The following is a 16,948-nucleotide window of genomic DNA, read 5'->3' as shown; positions in this document are numbered from 1 at the left end:
GATAGTTATCCCTTCACTGCGCCGGAGGTCAGTCCGGCGACGATTCGACGTTGGAAGATCAGGACGAACACGATGATCGGGATCGTGATGACGACGGCCGCCGCCGCGATCGAGCCGGTCGGTTCCTCGAACTGCGATGCACCCGTGAAGTTCGCGATCGCGGCGGGTGCGGTGATGGACCGCTCGGTGGAGGTCAGCGAGATCGCGAACAGCAGGTCGTTCCAGCAGAAGATGAACACCAGGATCGCCGCCGTGATGATGCCGGGAGCGGCGAGTGGGGCCACGACCTTCCGGAACGCCTGACCCGGTGTCGCGCCGTCCATCTTCGCGGCCTTCTCGAGTTCCCACGGGATCTCCTTGAAGAAGGCCGACAGGGTGTAGATCGCGAGCGGTAGCGAGAAGGTGATGTACGGCAGGATCAGCGCCGCCCACGTGTCGAACAGTCCGAGGCCACGCATGATCTCGAACAGCGGGCTGACGAGGGAGATCTGGGGGAACATCGCGATGAGCAGCGCCACGCCCACCAGAATCTTCTTACCGGGGAAGTCGAGCCGGGCGATCGCGTAGGCGGCCATCGTCCCGAGGATCACCGCGATGACCGTGGCGATCAGGCCGATGCCGATGGAGTTGATCAGCGCGCTCGTGAACGCGTCGGTGCGGAAGATGCCGCGGTAGTTGTCGAGCGTCCACTGCTGCGGGATGAACCGGCCGTCCTGGATGGTGCCGGGCGGCTTGAACGACAGGCTCGCGATCCACAGCACCGGGACGAGTGCGTAGAGCAGGACGATCAGGTTCACCGCCGACCACGACAGGGTCCGTTTCCTGGTCTCGGCCATCATCGGCCCCCTTCGTCCGAGCCGGGCGCGGATGCACCGAACAACTTGATGAACACGAACGCGATGATCGCGACGCACAGGAAGATCAGGACGCTGATCGCCGACCCGATGCCGAGGTTGAAGGCCCGGAACAGATTGTCGTAACCGAGGATCGACACCGATCCGGTGCCGTTGGCACCGCGGGTGAGGACATAGATGTTGTCGAAGATGCGGAAGGCGTCGAGCGTGCGGAAGAGCAGGGCGACGAGGATCGCCGGTTTCATCAGCGGCACGATGATCCGCACCAGACGTGTCCACGCTCCGGCGCCGTCGACCTGCGCCGCCTTGAGCAGATCGTCGGGGACGAGTGCGAGGCCGGCGAGGAGCAGCAGTGCCATGAACGGCGTGGTCTTCCACACCTCGGCGAGCACGATGATCGCCAGGGACGGGATCTGGTCGGTGAGCGGGGCGCTGCCGTCGGGCAGCAGGTTCGCGAGATAGCCCGTGCCCGGGGTCCACGCGTAGTACCAGCTGTAGGCGGCGGCGACGGTGACGATGCCGTACGGGATCAGCACCACCGTGCGCACGATGCCCTTGCCGACGATGGTGCGGTGCATGACGAGTGCGATCGCGAGGCCGAGCACGAACTCGATCGCGACGGAGACCAGGGTGACGAGCGAGGTGACGATGAAGGCCTGCCACCAGAATCCGTCGCTGAGCACCGCGACATAGTTCGACAGTCCGACGAAGCGCCGTTCGTCGGGGAAGCGCAGATCGTAACGCTGCAGACTGAGCCAGACGGCGTATCCCACCGGATAGGCCGTGACGGCGAGCATCACGATCGCGGCGGGTGCGACGAGCAGCAGACCGAGTCGCCGTTCGGCCTTCTTCCCCTCGGACAGCGCTGCTTTCGTCTTCGTCGACGGTTCCTTCGGGGTCTCGTCGGTCGGTGTCGATTCGACGGCGGTCACGGGATCAGTCCTTCCGAATTGACCGCCTTGCGCACCTGCTCGGCGAGTTCCTCGACGGTGCGGGGCGGATCGATCTGGTCGACCGGGTTGAGGGTGGCCGTCACCAGTGTCGAAATGCTCTGGTAGGCCGGTGAAGCGGGACGCACCGCGGCGTTCTCGAGACCGGCGCGGACCTCACGCCAGGCCGGATAGGCCTCCTGGAAATCGGGGTCGTCGTACAGCGCCGCGAGCGTCGGCGGCACGCCGCCACCGATGGCGTTGTTGCGCTGGTTCTCCTCGTTGCGCAGGCACTGCATCGCTTCGAACGCGAGATCCGGGTGGGTGCTCGTGCGGGCGACGGCGATGTTGAACCCGCCGATGGTGACCTGGGCGGGCTCGCCGGGGATCACCGAGGGGTACGGCGCGGGAAGGAAATTCTGCTCACCGTCGACGGTGAGGACCGTGTTGCCGGTGTTCTCCGAGGTGACGTTGCCGTTCTCGTCGATGAAGGGCAGGGCCCCCTCGTTCTCCATGATGCCCGGCAGGACGAACGGCCAGTTGACCTGGAACGCGGTGCGCCCGCTCTCCATACCGAGACGGACGGCCGCCTCGTCGGCCTGGTTCAGGGAGGGATCGGCGCCGGGCGCGGTCGCAACGCGCTTCATGATGTCGAGCGCGGTCACCGCCGCGTCGTTGTCGGTGAGGGTGACGGTGACACCGTCCTCCCCCACCACCGAGCCTCCGGCGCTCGAGAGCAAGGTGTTGAACCACACCATCAGCCCCTCGTACTGCCGGCCCTGCACACCGATCCACGACGGCCGGCCCTCCTCGGCGAGGCCGCTCGCAATCTCGATCATCTCGTCCCAGGTCTCCGGAGGTTGCCCGTCCGGCATGAGATCCTTTCGGTACCAGAGCAACTGGGTGTTGGTGTTGAGCGGTGCGGCGTACAGCCGGTCCTGCCAGGTCGCCGATTCGAGGGGACCTTCGAGGGTGCCCTCGGAGACCGCGGCTGCAACATCGTCGGACAGCGGCAGCGCCCACCCGGCCTCGGCGAACTCGGCCGTCCACACGACGTCGAGGGTCATGAGGTCGAGCCCCGGGTCGTTACCCGTCAGCCGCCGCGCCAACTGCAGTCGCTGGTCGTCGGCGTTCTTCGGAAGTGTCCTCTGCTGCACGCGATATCGGCCGCCCGCCTCCGCGGTGCACACCTCCGCGGCCTGCGCGTACTGCTCGGCACCGTCGGCGGCCGTGTAGAAGGACAGGACGACACCCTCGTCGTCGCTGCCGCACGCGGCCAGCCCCGACGCCAAGAGCACAGCAGCCGCGGAAGCTGTGACCGCTCGGCTCGTCCGCCGGCTCTTGCCCGACCGTCTCATGCGTGACTCCGCTCGCATCGGGGACCTCGTGATCCGACGATAACGCCCGTACCGGCCAGCCGTAGCAAAACGAGCAGGGCGTACATCCGGAACGGAATCGGCACGACGACGAGGTCAGAAGGAGGTCCCCGAGAAGGGCGCCTGGGGCCAGGAGAACAGCAGGTCAGCGGTGTCGACGGCCTCGGGCCGGTGCACCCGGGCGCGCCCCGCGTCGACCATCCGGTGCCAGCCCTGCCGGCCGAGCAGGAGCGCACCGAGGTCGGCGATGTCGATCATCAGGTCGGCCGGTCCCGCGGTGCGCGCCACGCCGTCGGCGGAGATCTCGAAGACACCGGCGTTGTCGGTCAGCACCGGATCGGTCACCTCCACGGTCACCGAGCCGAAGCCTCGGTAACTCCGCGCCGACAGCGCCCGATCGAGGTCGAGGATGCGCAACCACGTCTCGTCCGAGACCGAGCGGAAGTGCACGGCACGCGCGTCGCCGAGCATGAGCGGGAGTTGGTCGTCCTGCGGAAGTGCCGCGAACCGCAAGGTGTCGACCAGGTCGAGGTCGAGCAGGAACCGGATCAGGCCGGCGTACGCCGCGGGCGAGGGGGCGAAGAAGTCGTCGACCACGACGGTGCGGTTGCGACTGGTGAACCACCCCTGCGTGTCGACGGGGTGGTACCGGACGAAACCGTCCTCCTGTCCCGGTTCGCCGTGCACCGCCACGTACATCGGATCGGTGAGCGAGTCGGCCCGCCACCGGCGCGAGTTCCACCAGTACTCCGACCGATCGATCATGCCGGGGCGCGGCGGCAGATGACGGGAATGGATCTGCGCCAGCACGTCCCACGCCTCCGGATAGGTCAGCAGACGCACCGCTCCGGACTCGGGCACGTCGGGACGCAGTGCGGCACCACGCACGTCGACGTCGACGGACACCGAAGTCGAGGCGACGCCGTAGCCGAACCGGCCGTAGATGGTCGCTTCGGAGGCACGCAGCGTCGCGAGGATCTCACCGCGGTCGCGCGCGTCGCTCAACTGCCGGTGCACGAGTCCGGAGATCACGCCGCGACGCGTGTGGGTGGGCAGCACACCGATGTGGGTGACCGCCGCGTGCGGCACCCGGGCGCCGCCGGGCAGGGCGAGATTTCCGCTCGTGGCGTCGACTGTCCCGACGAGCATGCCGTCGAGGAAAGCACCCCACGTGCGGCCGGCCTCGAGGTAGCGGCTCACCGTCCCGTCGGGAACCTCGGGCCACGAGGGCAGACCCACCATCGCCGTGCGGAACAGCGCGGACGCCTCCCGCAGTTCGGCTTCCGACTCCAGAACTCTGATCTCCGGTTCCGTTCGCTCACCCATGGAACGACACTATCGACCGCGAACTTGCACCGCGGGTGAACGGCCGTGACGTTCGGTACACCGGCTCCGGGCGGGTAGGTTTCCAGCGTGCGACGCGAGTGGGATCCAGCAGACACCGGGGTGCTGCAGCTGCCCTCCGGCCGACTCGTGCGGGGACGCGGGATGCGCAGACCGGTGTTCGGCGAGCCGTTTCCCGACTTCGGGGTGTATCTCCTCGGCCGCCCCCCGGCAGCACCGTTCGAATGGGAGTCGCGGTGGATCCACTGGCCCGACTTCCGCACGCCACGCGACCCGGAGGACGCTCTCGCCATCCTGTACGAGGCGTGGATCCGCGCGGGAAGACAGCGGGTGGAGATCGCGTGCGGGCGTGGACGCGGCCGCACCGGCACCGCACTGGCGTGCCTCGCCGTCCTCGACGGGCTCTCCCCGGAGGAGGCGGTCGACTTCGTTCGGCGGCACTACCATCCGCGCGCGGTCGAGACGCCCTGGCAGCGCAAATTCGTCGCGCACGCGAAGGCGCATTCCTGACAGCTCAGTTCTTCGTCCGGGCGAGGTCGACCTCGGCGGCCGAGACGGCACGTTCGGCGGCGACCACCCGCTTCTTCGCCTCGGCGGCGGCGCGGCGCGCGAAGGTGCGTTGCTGCTCTGCGTGTTCGAGCTTCGCCCGCAGCTCGGCGACCTCCTCCTCGTGACGGGCCAGCTCCTGCTCTGCCGCCGACGCGGCTTCGCGCGCTTCCTCGGCCGCGTTGTGCGCCGAGTCGAGAGCGGCAGCGGCCTCGTCGATCTCCGCCTCGCGAGCCGCCTGGTCCGCCTTCTCGCGCTCCGTGGGTTCGCGCTCGCCCTTGCTCTTGCGTGCAGACTTCCCCGCTGCCGTCCGGTCGTCCTCGTCGTCCTCCTCCGACCCTCCGCGGACGACGGTGAGCGGCATCGCCGACAGGTCGCCGAAACCGTCGGACTCGACGATCGCGTCGAGTCGGCCCTGCCGGACCTGCTCCCCGATGCCGGGATCCGACAACGCGGCGTTGAGGGTGCGCCCCACCTCACGCAGTGCGCTCTCCGAGACGGTGCGGCCGCGGTCGGCGGCGAGCCGACCCGCGTCGCGCTCGAGCGCGGCGACCACCCGGCGACGCTGCTCCGACAGTTTCCGCATCTCGCTGCCGGACAGTCGTCGTTGCGCGGTGCGCAGGGCGGATCCGATGTCGAGCAACGCCGCGAGTTCGTCGGCCCGTTCGCGGGCGAGCAGGTTGACCATCCAGGCCGCGACCGTCGGTTTGCGCAGTCTGCCGATGGCCGCCGTCAGCTCGCGGTCGCCCGCTTCGCGTGCCTGCGCCGCGAATTCGGAGCGGGCCGCCACGAAGTCTCCTGGGTCGAGGCCGTAGAGGGCATCGGCCACCGAATCGAGGTCGGGCATGGGATCGACAGTAGTGGCGCGAGGCCGATCACGACGAGTGCCGTTCTCGGCGAACACGCGACCGCGAGACGATCAGATGGCGAGCTTGGCGAGGATGTCGCGCGCCTTCTCGGCGGTGGGCGGCTGGCACAGCACGTCGTAGCGGCCGGCGACGAGCTGCATGGTGGACGAGAAGTCGCGCTGACCGCGGGTCGCGGCGTACGGGATGCTCGCCGAGATGAGGCCGAAGATGATGCCGCCGACGAGGCCGACGAGCAGCGGGCCGAGGAAGTCGGTGGAGAAGATGCCGAGCAGGAGACCGAAGAACACGCCGAGCCATGCGCCCGAGACGATGCCGCCGCCGATCACCTTCGGCCACGTGAGCCGACCGGTGACCCGTTCGACCTGCATGAGATCGACACCGACGATGGTGACGTCCTCGACGGAGAAGTTCTGATCGGCCAGGTGGTCGACCGCCCGTTGCGCCTCGGCATAGGTCGGGTACGAACCGACGGGCCAGCCCGTGGGAGGTGTCGGCAGACCGGGTACCTGGCGACCGGGTCCGAGGGGATTCGTCATGTCGTTTCGGCTCCTTCGCGATGCGCGCCGACGGTCGCGGCGCCGGTCTCCATTCTGCCTCGACGGGGACCGGCACGCCGCGATGGTTCGCCCGATATGTTCTTTTTCCTGGTCGTTCCCGTCAGGAGGCCGGCGGCTCGAACTTCTGGGTGCGCTGCAACCCCGCGGCCCGGCCCTTCGCGGAGATCACGAGGGCCATCTTCCGGCTCGCCTCGTCGATCATCTCGTCGCCGAGCATCGCGGCACCGCGGGCGCCGCCCTCGGCCGAGGTGTGCCACTCGTAGGCGTCGAGGATCATCTCGGCCTTGTCGTAGTCCTCCTGCCGGGGGCTGAAGACCTCGTTGGCCGCGTCGATCTGGCTCGGGTGCAGCACCCACTTGCCGTCGAAGCCCAGGGCGGCGGTGCGCTGCGCCGACCGGCGGAAGGCGTCGACGTCGCGGATCTGGAGGTAGGGGCCGTCGATGGCCTGCAGCCCGTGCGCACGCGCGGCCATGAGGATCGTCATGAGGATGTGGTGGTAGGCGTCGCCGACGTCGTAACCCTCGGGCTGCTCACCGACGACGAGGGTGCGCATGTTGATGCTCGCCATGAAGTCTGCCGGACCGAACACGAGTGTCTGCACGCGCGGGCTCGCCGTCGCGATCTCGTTGATGTTCGTCAACCCGATGGCGTTCTCGATCTGCGGTTCGATACCGATCCGTCCCGCCTCGAGACCGTGGGCCTTCTCGACCTGCGTGAGGAGCAGGTCGAGCGCCTTCACGTGGCTCGCGTCGGGCACCTTCGGCAGCAGGATCGCGTCGAGATTCGCGCCGGCACCACCGACGACCGTCGCGACGTCGAGATAGGTCGCGTCCGTGGTCCAGTCGTTGACGCGCACGACCTTGATCTGGTCGCCCCAGCCGTCCTCGTTCAGAGCTTCGACGATGGTGCTGCGGGCCTGCTCCTTGGCCAGCGGCGACACCGCGTCCTCGAGATCGAGGAAGATCTCGTCGGCGGGAAGGCCCTTGGCCTTGTCGATCATCTTCCGGCTGCTGCCGGGAACCGCGAGTACCGATCTTCGGGGCCTGAACGAAAACGACATGACCTGACCAGACCTCCGAGTTCCGGGAACAGCGTGGGCACGCTCTAGCCTGGCAATCATGGCAGCAGTGAGCAAGGTCTTCGTCGCGCGGCTGGCCGGACTGGTCGTTCTCGGCCCCGACGGCGAGTCCATCGGCCGCGTCCGCGATGTCGTGCTGACCATACGAGTGGGACGTCAGCCGCCTCGTGCGCTGGGGCTCGTCGTCGAACTGCCCACCCGCAAGCGGATCTTCGTCCCGATGCTGCGCGTGACCGCGATCGAACCCGGTGCGGTCACCCTCGTCACCGGCAACGTCAGTCTGCGCCGGTTCACCCAGCGGCCCTCGGAAGTGCTCGCCCTCGGTCAGGTCCTCGATTCGCGTGTGCGCGTCGACGACCCGGAGCTGCCGGACCTGATGGGTGTCGACGCCGTCGTGGTGGATCTGGGGCTCGAGCTCATGCGCACCCGCGACTGGGTCGTCGCCCGCGTGGCGGTGCGTCGCCATCGCGGCCGGCTCGCGCGCCGCTCCCCCATCCACATCGTGGAATGGCCGCACGTGCACGGACTCACCCAGCAGGCACTGTCGATGCCCGGACAGGGTGTCGCGCAGTTGCTCCTGCAGTTCGAGGACATGCGCCCGCCGGACGTCGCGAACGCCCTGCGCGACCTGCCGATCAAGAGACGCACCGAGGTCGCCGCGGCGCTCGACGACGAACGCCTCGCCGACATCGTGCAGGAGCTGCCCTCCGACGACCAGACCGACCTGCTCACCCAGCTCGGCCTCGACCGGGCGGTCGCGGTGCTCGAGGCGATGGATCCCGACGACGTCGCCGACCTCCTCGGTGAGCTGCCTGCGACGGATGCCGAGTCGTTCCTGCAACGCATGGACCCCGAGGACTCCGAGCCGGTGCGCCGCCTGCTCGAGCACTCCCCCGACACCGCCGGTGGTCTGATGACCCCCGAGCCGGTCGTGCTGACGCCGGCGACCACGGTGGCCGAAGCGCTCGCCCGCGCCCGCAATCCGGATCTGAGTCCCGCCCTGGCGTCGATGGTCTTCGTCGTGCGGCCGCCCACCGCGACGCCCACCGGCAAGTACCTCGGCTGTGTCCATCTGCAACGATTGCTCCGGGAACCGCCTGCGAGCCTGGTGGGAGGGGTCGTCGACGACGACCTGCCGCGCCTGGCCCCCGACGACGCCCTGACCACCGTCACCCGGTACTTCGCGACGTACAACCTGGTCTGCGGTCCGGTGGTGGACGACGAGGGGCACCTGCTCGGCGCGGTGAGCGTCGACGACGTGCTCGACCATCTGCTGCCGGAGGACTGGCGCGAGGAGGACATCGAGGATGAGTGACCGCAGCACGCAGGGCCGCTCGCGCCTCGAGACCCCACAGGCGTCGAGGTTCCGCTTCAACTTCGACGCCGAGGCGGTGGGCCGGGTCAGCGAGTCGATCGCCCGGTTCCTCGGAACGGGCCGTTATCTCGCCATCCAGACGATCGTCGTCATCGTGTGGATCGCCCTCAACATCGCCGCGGTCGGACTGCAGTGGGATCCCTATCCCTTCATCCTTCTCAACCTGGCCTTCTCGACGCAGGCCGCCTATGCGGCGCCGTTGATCCTGCTGGCGCAGAACCGGCAGGAGAACCGCGACCGCGTATCTCTCGAGGAGGATCGCGCCCGCGCCGAGCAGACCAAGGCCGACACCGAGTTCCTGGCACGCGAACTCGCGGCTCTGCGACTCGCGGTGGGTGAGGTCGCGACCCGCGACTATCTGCGTCGCGAACTCGACGATCTGCGCGCCCTGCTGATCGACGACGAGAACGAGGACGACGCCGGCACTCCACGCACCCGCGGGCCCCGTCACTGAGGGACCCCGTCCTGTTGTCCGGCACGCCCCGTTGCACACAACCCGACACCCTTCTGTAACCTTCGTCACATCAGTCGGACGGACGATCGGAGGAGGGTGATCGCGTGCGGTGGAAGGTCGCGCTGGCGATGCCGGTGATCGTCGCTGCCGGACTCGCGGCGACAGCGTCGTCGGCGACGGTGGTGGCGGAGACGACGTCCGCCGAGACCGAGCCGAGCGCCGCTCCGGCGGTGGGCGTGCTCCCCGGCGAGGTGCGCGAGGCGCAACCGCTGCGCAGCCCGAGCGACCCGCTCACCCAGCTTCCGCCCGATGCCGTGGCCGCGGCAGGGGGTGCGGCGGCCCTCGGCGACGGGCCGCTCGCGATCCCCGAACTCGTCTTCTACGCCTATCGCGCGGCCGAGATGCAGCTGGCCATCGACTCTCCCGAGTGCGGCCTGCCGTGGAATCTGCTCGCCGCCGTCGGGCGCCTGAACTCCGGACACGCGGACGGGGGACGCACCGACATCCTGGGCACGCTGACCGCGCCGGTCGTCACCCCGGAGGGGCTGCTCGGGCCGATGCGCCTGGCCCCCGCGGTGTGGGAGCAGTACTCGGCGGACGGCAACGCGGACGGCACCGCCGATCCACAGAACATCTTCGACGCGACCCTGGCCGCCGGTGCCCGGATGTGCGCGGAGGGCGGAAACCTGCGCGAGCCGGACGGGGAGGCGCGGGCGGTGGCGTCGGTCGATCCGTCACCGGACTATCTGGCGAATGTCCGGCACTGGTCCGGTGCGTATTCGAAGGCCGCCGAGGTGGCTCCCGCCGATCTCGCTCCGATCCCGGCGCGGCCCGTTCCGAACGCCTCGGATGTCGCGGCCGCCGCGCCGGCTCCGGCGGTCACCGCGCCCGCTCCGGAGGCGACACCTCAGCCGGCCCAGCAAGCGCCCGCCGACACTCCGGCTCAGCAGGCACCCGAACAGAACATCCCGGCTCCGCCGCCGATGCCGGAGTTGCCCGAACTCCCCTGCCTGGTGCCCGCCTTCTGCGAATAACTCCCGGCACACACGTGAGGTGACGCCACGCACGACACGCGTGTCGTCATCTTTTTCTTTCACCCCACCCGACCCACCGGACCAGCACGGACGGGCCACAGCAGTACGCATACGACCCCGTTACATCACGTTTGAGTAACGGAAAGGCATCGAATGCTGTAACCTCGGCCCGGCACGTAACGAAGGTGTCTCGTTCCGAGGCACCCGAGGGAGGGTTATCCATTGGGCCGCCACGCCAAACCGTCGGATTCGAAGCTTCGGCGAAATTCCGTCATCGCGATGACCGGACTCGTTCCGGTCGGACTGGTCGCCGCAGCCGCGACCACCGCGGGTGCGTCGCCGCGAGCGCTGATGGGTGCAGCTCACCACGAGACCGAGCCGACGGCGTCGTCGACCGACTCGGCCGACCTCGCGAACGCGATTCCCGAAGCGGTCGCCGCCGTGCAGACGATCATGCTCGAGCCCGAACCGGCACCCGTGCGCACCTTCAAGGCCGCCCCCCAGCCGGAACCCGAGCCCGAGGTCCTCCACGAGGGCCCCCTCGGCATCCCCGGCATCAACTACGCCGCCTACCGCAACGCCGAGCGCATCCTCGCCGAGGAGAATCCCGCCTGCGGCATGCACTGGACGCTCCTCGCCGGCATCGGCCGCGTCGAGTCCGGACACGCCAACGGTGGTCATGCCGACGCCAAGGGCAACCTGCTCGAGCCCGTCATCGGACTGCCGCTCAACGGCAGCCTGCCCGGCCAGGCCGTCATCCACGACACCGACGGCGGCGCCCTCGACGGCGACACCGTCTACGACCGTGCGGTCGGGCCGATGCAATTCATCCCCACCACGTGGAACCAGTACGCGGGCGACGGCAACGGCGACGGGGTCTCCGATCCCCAGAACCTGTACGATTCGACGCTCACCACCGCGAAGTACCTGTGCGACGGTGGCCTCGACATGCGCAACCTCGCGCACTCGACGAAGGCGATCCACCGCTACAACAACTCGATGGCCTACGTGGCGAACGTGCTCGCCTGGTCGACGGCCTACTCCACCGGCATCGACCCGAGCCCCGCGGATCTCCCCCGCATCCACTGAGGTCCGGAGAGGGTCGTCGGGTCACCCCGGACCGAAGGCGGTCGTCGGGTCACCGTCGACCCGTATCCGGTCGCGAGCGGCGTGCCGCCTACCATGGGCGTCATGGCAGTCAGTGAGTCCGACGTCCGCAGTGCGCTCGCACGGGTCCAGGACCCGGAGATCCGCAAGCCCATCACCGATCTCGGAATGGTCAAGAGCATCGAGATCGGCGCCGACAGCAGCGTCGATGTGGCGATCTATCTGACCACCGCCGGGTGCCCCATGCGCACCGAGATCTCGGAGCGCGTCACCAAGGCCGTCGCCGACGTCGCCGGCGTGGGCGAGGTCCGGGTGACCCTCGACGTGATGAGCGACGAGCAGCGCACCGAGCTCCGCAAGTCGCTGCGCGGCGACTCCACGGAGCCCGTCATCCCGTTCGCCCAGCCCGGTTCGCTCACGCGCGTCTACGCGGTGGCCTCCGGCAAGGGTGGTGTCGGCAAGTCGTCGGTCACCGTCAATCTCGCCGCGGCGATGGCCGCGCGCGGACTGTCGGTGGGTGTGCTCGACGCCGACATCTACGGTCACTCGATCCCCCGCATGCTCGGCACGTCCGCCAAGCCCACGCAGGTCGAGCGGATGATCATGCCGCCGATCGCGCACGACGTGAAGACGATCTCCATCGCCCAGTTCACCGAGGGCAACACCCCGGTGGTGTGGCGTGGCCCGATGCTGCACCGCGCGCTGCAGCAGTTCCTCGCCGACGTCTTCTGGGGCGACCTCGACGTCCTGCTCCTCGACCTGCCGCCCGGCACGGGTGACGTCGCCATCTCCGTCGCGCAGCTGATCCCCAACGCCGAGATCCTCGTCGTGACGACGCCGCAGCAGGCAGCCGCCGAGGTCGCCGAGCGCGCCGGTTCCATCGCGCTGCAGACGCGTCAGCGCATCGCCGGCGTGGTGGAGAACATGTCGTGGCTCGAGCTGCCCGACGGCACCCGAATGGACGTCTTCGGCAGCGGCGGCGGTCAGGCCGTCGCCGAGCGGCTCACCCGCGCGGTGGGCGCGACGGTGCCGCTGCTCGGCCAGATCCCGCTCGACCCGGCAGTGCGCGAGGCCGGCGACTCCGGTACCCCGATCGTCCTCGCGGCGCCCGACTCGGCGCCCGCGGTGGCGCTCGAGGAGATCTCCGACAAGCTCGCCGTGCGCAGGCGCGGACTGGCCGGCATGTCGCTGGGAATCGACACCACGCGTCACCTGTAAGAACCCGATATCGATCGAGCCCCCGCCGTGCTTCACGGCGGGGGCTCGATCGTAGGAAAGCTGTCAGGTGGCGTCGGGATCGATCGGCGGCTTCTCGTCCGGAGCGAGCGGCTTCGACAGGTTCGGCCGGGCCGCGCCGTTGGTGGGCGTTCCCGGAGCCGCCGAGGACGGCTTGTCGAAATTGCCGGTGAGAATCGAGTCGTCGCCGTCGAGCAGATGCTTCGTGATCACGGCCCGCGGTGTCATGCCGCGCAGCTGGTTCAGCTCGGACAGCGGTTGCCGCAGGTCGTCGAACTCCGGTCCGAATTCCTGCTCGAGCTGGTCGCGCGCACCCGTGGCGTAGTCGCGTACCTGACGCAGCGACTTGGCCACCCACGAGACGGCGCCGGGGAGGCGCTCCGGGCCGAGGACCACGAGGGCCGCCACGATGAGTACCAGGAACTCGCCCCAACCGATGTTGCCGAACACGCATCCAGGGTACGTGGTCTCGTCCGGATCGCAGCACCTACGTGGAAGGTCACATCACACGGCTGGGACGTTCTGTCCGAGACAGGGGCCGCTCAGTCGGAGACTGGGGTGACCTCGACGTCGACGAGACGGCCGTTGCGCACGAGCTGGACGGTGATCGGTTCGTCGATCTCCTGCTGCTGGACCGCCACGACGAGCTCGTCGGCGCTGGTGACTTCGCGGTCGCCGACCTTGACGATGACGTCGCCCTCGACGATGCCGGCGCGCTGGGCCGGGCTGTCCTGACGGACGTTGGCGACCTCCGCGCCGCTCGCGACGTCGTTGACCACCGAGCGTGCGTTCACGCCGATGTCGGGGTGCCGCATCTCGCCGGTGCGGATCAGCTCCTGCGCCACCTCGGTGACGTCGTCGATGGGGATCGCGAAGCCCAGGCCCACCGAACCGCCGGTCTCCGACTTGATCGCGGAATTGATACCGATCACGCGACCCTCCATGTCGATGAGGGGGCCGCCGGAGTTGCCGGGGTTGATCGAGGCGTCGGTCTGGACGGCGTCGATCACCGCGTCGGTGTCGGTGCCCTGCCCGCTGAGCCGCATGGGCCGGTGCAGCGCGCTGACGATGCCGCGGGTGACGGTCTTGCTCAGGCCGAGCGGCGAACCGACCGCGACGACGTCCTCGCCCACCTGGACGTCCTCGGAGCGGCCCAGCTCGGCGACGACCAGGTTGTCGACGTTCTCGACGGCGAGCACGGCCAAGTCGGTCTTGATGTCGCGTCCGACGATCGAGGCGGGCACCTTCGTGCCGTCATCGAAGGTGACCTGTACCTTCGCATCGGGATTGCCGGCGGCCATCGAAACGACGTGGTTGTTGGTGACGATGTAACCGGCACCGTCGATCACCACGCCCGAGCCGGTGCCGGCGTCGCCGCCGACGGTGGTCTGGATGGAGACGACCGCGGGCAGCACGGTGTCGGCGACACGCGCGACCGCGCCGGTGGGCAGTTCCTCGTCGGGACCCGACTGGCTCAGCGTCACTCCGCGACTGGTCAGCGAACCGTTGTCGGCGGTCGCGAGCGCGACGACGAGTCCGCCGACCATGCCGATCACGACAGCCACAGCGGCCAGGGTCGCGAGTGCGCGGGGTTGGACGCGGCGGTCGAACAACACCTCACGCAGGGTCAGTCCGGGAGCCGGAGGAAGTTCCTTCTCCTCGGTCTGCCCGGCCAGGGGCGGACCGAGCCGCACCGCTGAGTCGGGGTCGCGCCAGGGATCGGGTTCGGTGTCGTCCTCGGTCTCGGCCGCGGGCTGCGAAGGGGGACGCTGGAGCGTCTCGTCGACGTCGGACGGCCGTCCGTAGGCCTCGGCCAGGATCGCATCGGTCGGAGGTGCCTGCTGGACGCGCGGGTCGACGACGCGGGGATGGGCCGAGGAGTCGAACGATCCCTCGGCGCCGGCCGGGCGCCCGAAGACACGGGCCGATGCCGGGTCGACGGTGGGCCGGTAGACGGGCCGCGGTTCGAGACGGGGAGCGTCGTCGGGGCGCGCGATCGCTCCGTCGGGGAGACCCGACGAGGCGTTGCCGGACGAGCCTCTGCCGGACGAGTCTCCGCCCGAGGAGTCCTTACCCGACGAGGCATGGGGCAGCTCGTCGTCGCGACGACGATCGTCGCCGCCCCGCCGTCCGGTGTGCTGCGCAGATTCGGCCGTCACGCGTGCCCGTCTCCCCCGTCTAGGTCCGTCACGCAGCCCAGTATCACCGATGGCATCGGATCACCTGTTACCGCCCGTCCGGTCACCGGCGCCGGAGAATCGACCAGCGGCGCGCGGCGAAGCCTTCCTCCGCCTGAGGGCGCGGGGTCGGGTCGCACAGGTGGGACGGGATGTTGCTGAGCGTACCGCGCAGTGAACTCGGCATACGCGGTATGTGATCGGCAGCGGACCGCAGTGCGTGGCGGGCCTGCTGCTGGGCTTCGACCTCGGCGGCACACTCCGGACACATCGACAGATGCTGGGCGGCCCGCATGTAGGCCGCCATGCGCAGTTCGCCGTCGACGAATGCGGCAATTGCCTCGCTGGCGAGGTGTTCCGTGGAGCCGAATCTGCGAGGTGGTTGCACCATCGTCATCACTACCTCCCGGCGGCTACCCCGCATCGACGCGACCGTTTTCGACCTTTCCATGCTCGCGCAGGTACTCGCGGAGTGCCTGGCGGCCTCGGTGGATACGACTACGCACCGTACCGAGTTTCACCCCCAGTGTGGCACCGATCTCCTCGTAGGACAGACCTTCGATGTCACAGAGCACCACCGCGGCACGGTACTCGGGTCCGAGCGAGTCCAGAGCGGACTGCAGGTCGGCGCCGAGACGCGCGTCGTGGTAGATCTCCTCGGGGTTCGGCCCTGCGGCCGGTACACGATCGTAGTCCTCCGGGAGCGCTTCCATCCGGATGCGGTTCCGGCGGCGCACCATGTCCAGGAAGAGGTTCGTGGTGATGCGATGCAACCAACCCTCGAAAGTGCCGGGCTGGTAGTTCTGCAACGACCGGAAGACGCGGATGAAGGTCTCCTGCGTGAGATCCTCGGCGTCCTGGGCGTTGCCGGAAAGACGGTAGGCGAGGCGGTAGACGCGGTCGCCGTGCTCACGAACGAGTTCGTCCCACGACGGCATGGCCGCGTGGTCCCCGGTGGCGTCGAACGCCGCGGTGCCGCTCAGGTCCGCCTCGAGCGCCGAGGCGTCGTTCTCGGGAACAGTGTGGGCTCGGGTCATGTGGATCGGTGGATCCTCCTCGTCGGGACCGCAGTGGTACTGGCTTCAGGGCCTATCAACACTCGATCTGCAGGGAATATTCCTTCACAGGAGCGTTCCCCGAGAGCGGTGCGTCCTCGAAGTCGTGAACCGGTGCGATCGTCCGGTTCGCCGATTGTCAGTTTTCCTCGCGGCGATGTGGCCGCCGTATGAGTAACCTGAAACGTCCCTGAGAAAATCGGTTCGGGCGTGGTCATCCGCCTGAATCACACAACTGGCGGCACCTCTCCGTGCGCGCCTGCCTGCGCGAACGAATCGCCGAGGATAGCCTCAGTGAGGTGCAGACCAACGCCGATCGCATCCTGACCCACGCCGAGAACATCGTCGTCGAGGACGACGAGCTCGCCGCGGCGCGTGACCGTGCCGAAGATCTGGGCGCCGACCCGGTGTCCCCCTCCGTCGGAGCCGCCCTCGCGATGTTCGCCCGCATGCTCGACGCCAGGACGGTAGTGGAGATCGGGACCGGTGCGGGTGTGAGCGGACTGTGGTTGCTGCACGGCCTCCGCGAGGACGGCGTGCTCACCACCATCGACAGCGAGCCGGAGCATCAGCGGGCCGCGAAGATCGCCTTCCGCGAGGCGGGTGTCGTGGCGTCGCGCACCCGGCTCATCAACGGCCGCGCGCTGGACGTGCTGCCGCGACTCGCCGACTCCGGCTACGACATGGTCTTCGTCGATGCGACCCCGGCCGACCATCCGCACTTCGTGCGCGAAGGGGTGCGTCTGCTCCGGCCGGGTGGGGTGATCGTGCTGCACAACGCCCTGCTCGACGGACGCGTCGCCGACCCCGCTGCCCGCGACGCAACGGTGCTCGCGGTGCGCGAGGCGACCCGCGCGGTGTCCGACGACGAGCGTCTCGCTCCGGTGGTCCTGCCGCTCGGCGACGGCCTGCTCTGCGCGGTGCGCCTCAGCTGATCCGCGCAGCCGCCTCCGGGCG

General features: G+C 69.0%; 18 protein-coding genes. 7 read left to right on the top strand and 11 right to left on the bottom strand.

Annotated features, from left to right (window positions below; translation table 11 throughout):
* Positions 1 to 5: 5 nt before the first annotated feature.
* The 4 genes from BO226_RS03015 to BO226_RS03000 form a co-directional block, all read right to left on the bottom strand.
* Complete coding sequence (locus BO226_RS03015) at positions 6 to 836, bottom strand: carbohydrate ABC transporter permease (protein WP_006554305.1); 831 nt, start codon at positions 834 to 836, stop codon at positions 6 to 8.
* On the bottom strand, positions 836 to 1,717 hold the full coding sequence (locus BO226_RS03010; protein ID WP_095092079.1) for a carbohydrate ABC transporter permease: 882 nt from the start codon (positions 1,715 to 1,717) through the stop codon (positions 836 to 838). Before BO226_RS03010 ends, BO226_RS03015 begins: the two co-directional genes overlap by 1 nt.
* 65 nt (positions 1,718 to 1,782) lie before the next feature.
* Positions 1,783 to 3,141, bottom strand: a complete 1,359-nt coding sequence (locus tag BO226_RS03005) for an ABC transporter substrate-binding protein (RefSeq protein ID WP_071934576.1) — start codon at positions 3,139 to 3,141, stop codon at positions 1,783 to 1,785.
* A gap of 114 nt (positions 3,142 to 3,255) precedes the next feature.
* Entirely contained in the window at positions 3,256 to 4,485 is a 1,230-nt protein-coding gene (locus tag BO226_RS03000; RefSeq protein WP_071934575.1) for a GNAT family N-acetyltransferase, read from the bottom strand.
* An 87-nt stretch (positions 4,486 to 4,572) separates the two neighbouring features.
* Between BO226_RS03000 and BO226_RS02995 the strand changes: the two genes are divergently transcribed.
* Positions 4,573 to 5,013 carry a protein-tyrosine phosphatase family protein gene (locus BO226_RS02995; protein WP_019288067.1) on the top strand — a complete coding sequence of 147 codons (441 nt, stop codon included), beginning with the start codon at positions 4,573 to 4,575 and terminating at the stop codon, positions 5,011 to 5,013.
* Between the two features lie 4 nt (positions 5,014 to 5,017).
* Here the strand turns inward: BO226_RS02995 and BO226_RS02990 are convergent, their stop codons facing one another.
* The 3 genes from BO226_RS02990 to BO226_RS02980 all read right to left on the bottom strand — a co-directional run bounded on the left by BO226_RS02990 (position 5,018) and on the right by BO226_RS02980 (position 7,535).
* Positions 5,018 to 5,896, bottom strand: coding sequence for a hypothetical protein (locus BO226_RS02990; protein ID WP_071934574.1), 879 nt, complete (start codon positions 5,894 to 5,896; stop codon positions 5,018 to 5,020).
* A 72-nt stretch (positions 5,897 to 5,968) separates the two neighbouring features.
* Positions 5,969 to 6,454: a general stress protein gene (locus BO226_RS02985; protein ID WP_006554299.1), complete on the bottom strand. Its 486-nt coding sequence runs from the start codon at positions 6,452 to 6,454 to the stop codon at positions 5,969 to 5,971.
* A 121-nt stretch (positions 6,455 to 6,575) separates the two neighbouring features.
* Complete coding sequence (locus tag BO226_RS02980) at positions 6,576 to 7,535, bottom strand: HpcH/HpaI aldolase/citrate lyase family protein (RefSeq protein WP_006554298.1); 960 nt, start codon at positions 7,533 to 7,535, stop codon at positions 6,576 to 6,578.
* 58 nt (positions 7,536 to 7,593) lie between these two features.
* Between BO226_RS02980 and BO226_RS02975 the strand changes: the two genes are divergently transcribed.
* The 5 genes from BO226_RS02975 (at position 7,594) to BO226_RS02955 (ending at position 12,741) form a co-directional block, all read left to right on the top strand.
* Positions 7,594 to 8,868, top strand: a complete 1,275-nt coding sequence (locus BO226_RS02975) for a magnesium transporter MgtE N-terminal domain-containing protein (protein ID WP_006554297.1) — start codon at positions 7,594 to 7,596, stop codon at positions 8,866 to 8,868.
* Complete coding sequence (locus BO226_RS02970) at positions 8,861 to 9,382, top strand: DUF1003 domain-containing protein (RefSeq protein ID WP_006554296.1); 522 nt, start codon at positions 8,861 to 8,863, stop codon at positions 9,380 to 9,382. Before BO226_RS02975 ends, BO226_RS02970 begins: the two co-directional genes overlap by 8 nt.
* A gap of 104 nt (positions 9,383 to 9,486) precedes the next feature.
* Positions 9,487 to 10,416: a hypothetical protein gene (locus tag BO226_RS02965; protein WP_033097298.1), complete on the top strand. Its 930-nt coding sequence runs from the start codon at positions 9,487 to 9,489 to the stop codon at positions 10,414 to 10,416.
* A gap of 222 nt (positions 10,417 to 10,638) precedes the next feature.
* Positions 10,639 to 11,505: a lytic transglycosylase domain-containing protein gene (locus tag BO226_RS02960; protein ID WP_006554294.1), complete on the top strand. Its 867-nt coding sequence runs from the start codon at positions 10,639 to 10,641 to the stop codon at positions 11,503 to 11,505.
* A 102-nt stretch (positions 11,506 to 11,607) separates the two neighbouring features.
* A complete protein-coding gene (locus tag BO226_RS02955) occupies positions 11,608 to 12,741 on the top strand; it encodes an Mrp/NBP35 family ATP-binding protein (RefSeq protein ID WP_024103442.1) in 1,134 nt (377 codons plus the stop codon).
* Positions 12,742 to 12,804: 63 nt separating this feature from the next.
* Here BO226_RS02955 and tatB read toward each other — a convergent pair whose 3' ends face one another.
* The 4 genes from tatB to sigE form a co-directional block, all read right to left on the bottom strand.
* Positions 12,805 to 13,209, bottom strand: coding sequence for a Sec-independent protein translocase protein TatB (gene tatB / locus BO226_RS02950; RefSeq protein ID WP_006554292.1), 405 nt, complete (start codon positions 13,207 to 13,209; stop codon positions 12,805 to 12,807).
* A 92-nt stretch (positions 13,210 to 13,301) separates the two neighbouring features.
* A complete protein-coding gene (locus BO226_RS02945) occupies positions 13,302 to 14,918 on the bottom strand; it encodes a S1C family serine protease (RefSeq protein WP_039586307.1) in 1,617 nt (538 codons plus the stop codon).
* 82 nt (positions 14,919 to 15,000) lie between these two features.
* Positions 15,001 to 15,333: an anti-sigma factor family protein gene (locus BO226_RS02940; protein WP_019288062.1), complete on the bottom strand. Its 333-nt coding sequence runs from the start codon at positions 15,331 to 15,333 to the stop codon at positions 15,001 to 15,003.
* Between the two features lie 16 nt (positions 15,334 to 15,349).
* Positions 15,350 to 15,973 (bottom strand): RNA polymerase sigma factor SigE, encoded by a 624-nt coding sequence (gene sigE, locus BO226_RS02935; protein ID WP_039586309.1) that lies wholly within the window; start codon positions 15,971 to 15,973, stop codon positions 15,350 to 15,352.
* A 317-nt stretch (positions 15,974 to 16,290) separates the two neighbouring features.
* Here sigE and BO226_RS02930 point away from each other — a divergent pair, with 317 nt between their 5' ends.
* Positions 16,291 to 16,926 carry an O-methyltransferase gene (locus BO226_RS02930; RefSeq protein ID WP_006554288.1) on the top strand — a complete coding sequence of 212 codons (636 nt, stop codon included), beginning with the start codon at positions 16,291 to 16,293 and terminating at the stop codon, positions 16,924 to 16,926.
* Positions 16,927 to 16,948 lie beyond the last annotated feature (22 nt).

The organism is Rhodococcus sp. 2G (assembly GCF_001886355.1).
Taxonomy (GTDB): domain Bacteria; phylum Actinomycetota; class Actinomycetes; order Mycobacteriales; family Mycobacteriaceae; genus Rhodococcus; species Rhodococcus pyridinivorans.
The sequence above is the reverse complement of the archived record's forward strand: the minus strand, read 5'-3'. Positions and strand labels throughout refer to the sequence as shown.

Coding starts and splice junctions, on each gene's coding strand:
- BO226_RS03015 (WP_006554305.1), bottom strand. CDS start 836: ATGGCCGAGACCAGGAAACGGACCCTGTCGTGGTCGGCGGTGAACCTG.
- BO226_RS03005 (WP_071934576.1), bottom strand. CDS start 3,141: ATGAGACGGTCGGGCAAGAGCCGGCGGACGAGCCGAGCGGTCACAGCT.
- BO226_RS03000 (WP_071934575.1), bottom strand. CDS start 4,485: ATGGGTGAGCGAACGGAACCGGAGATCAGAGTTCTGGAGTCGGAAGCC.
- BO226_RS02990 (WP_071934574.1), bottom strand. CDS start 5,896: ATGCCCGACCTCGATTCGGTGGCCGATGCCCTCTACGGCCTCGACCCA.
- BO226_RS02985 (WP_006554299.1), bottom strand. CDS start 6,454: ATGACGAATCCCCTCGGACCCGGTCGCCAGGTACCCGGTCTGCCGACA.
- BO226_RS02980 (WP_006554298.1), bottom strand. CDS start 7,535: ATGTCGTTTTCGTTCAGGCCCCGAAGATCGGTACTCGCGGTTCCCGGC.
- BO226_RS02975 (WP_006554297.1), top strand. CDS start 7,594: ATGGCAGCAGTGAGCAAGGTCTTCGTCGCGCGGCTGGCCGGACTGGTC.
- BO226_RS02970 (WP_006554296.1), top strand. CDS start 8,861: ATGAGTGACCGCAGCACGCAGGGCCGCTCGCGCCTCGAGACCCCACAG.
- BO226_RS02955 (WP_024103442.1), top strand. CDS start 11,608: ATGGCAGTCAGTGAGTCCGACGTCCGCAGTGCGCTCGCACGGGTCCAG.
- BO226_RS02940 (WP_019288062.1), bottom strand. CDS start 15,333: ATGACGATGGTGCAACCACCTCGCAGATTCGGCTCCACGGAACACCTC.
- sigE (WP_039586309.1), bottom strand. CDS start 15,973: ATGACCCGAGCCCACACTGTTCCCGAGAACGACGCCTCGGCGCTCGAG.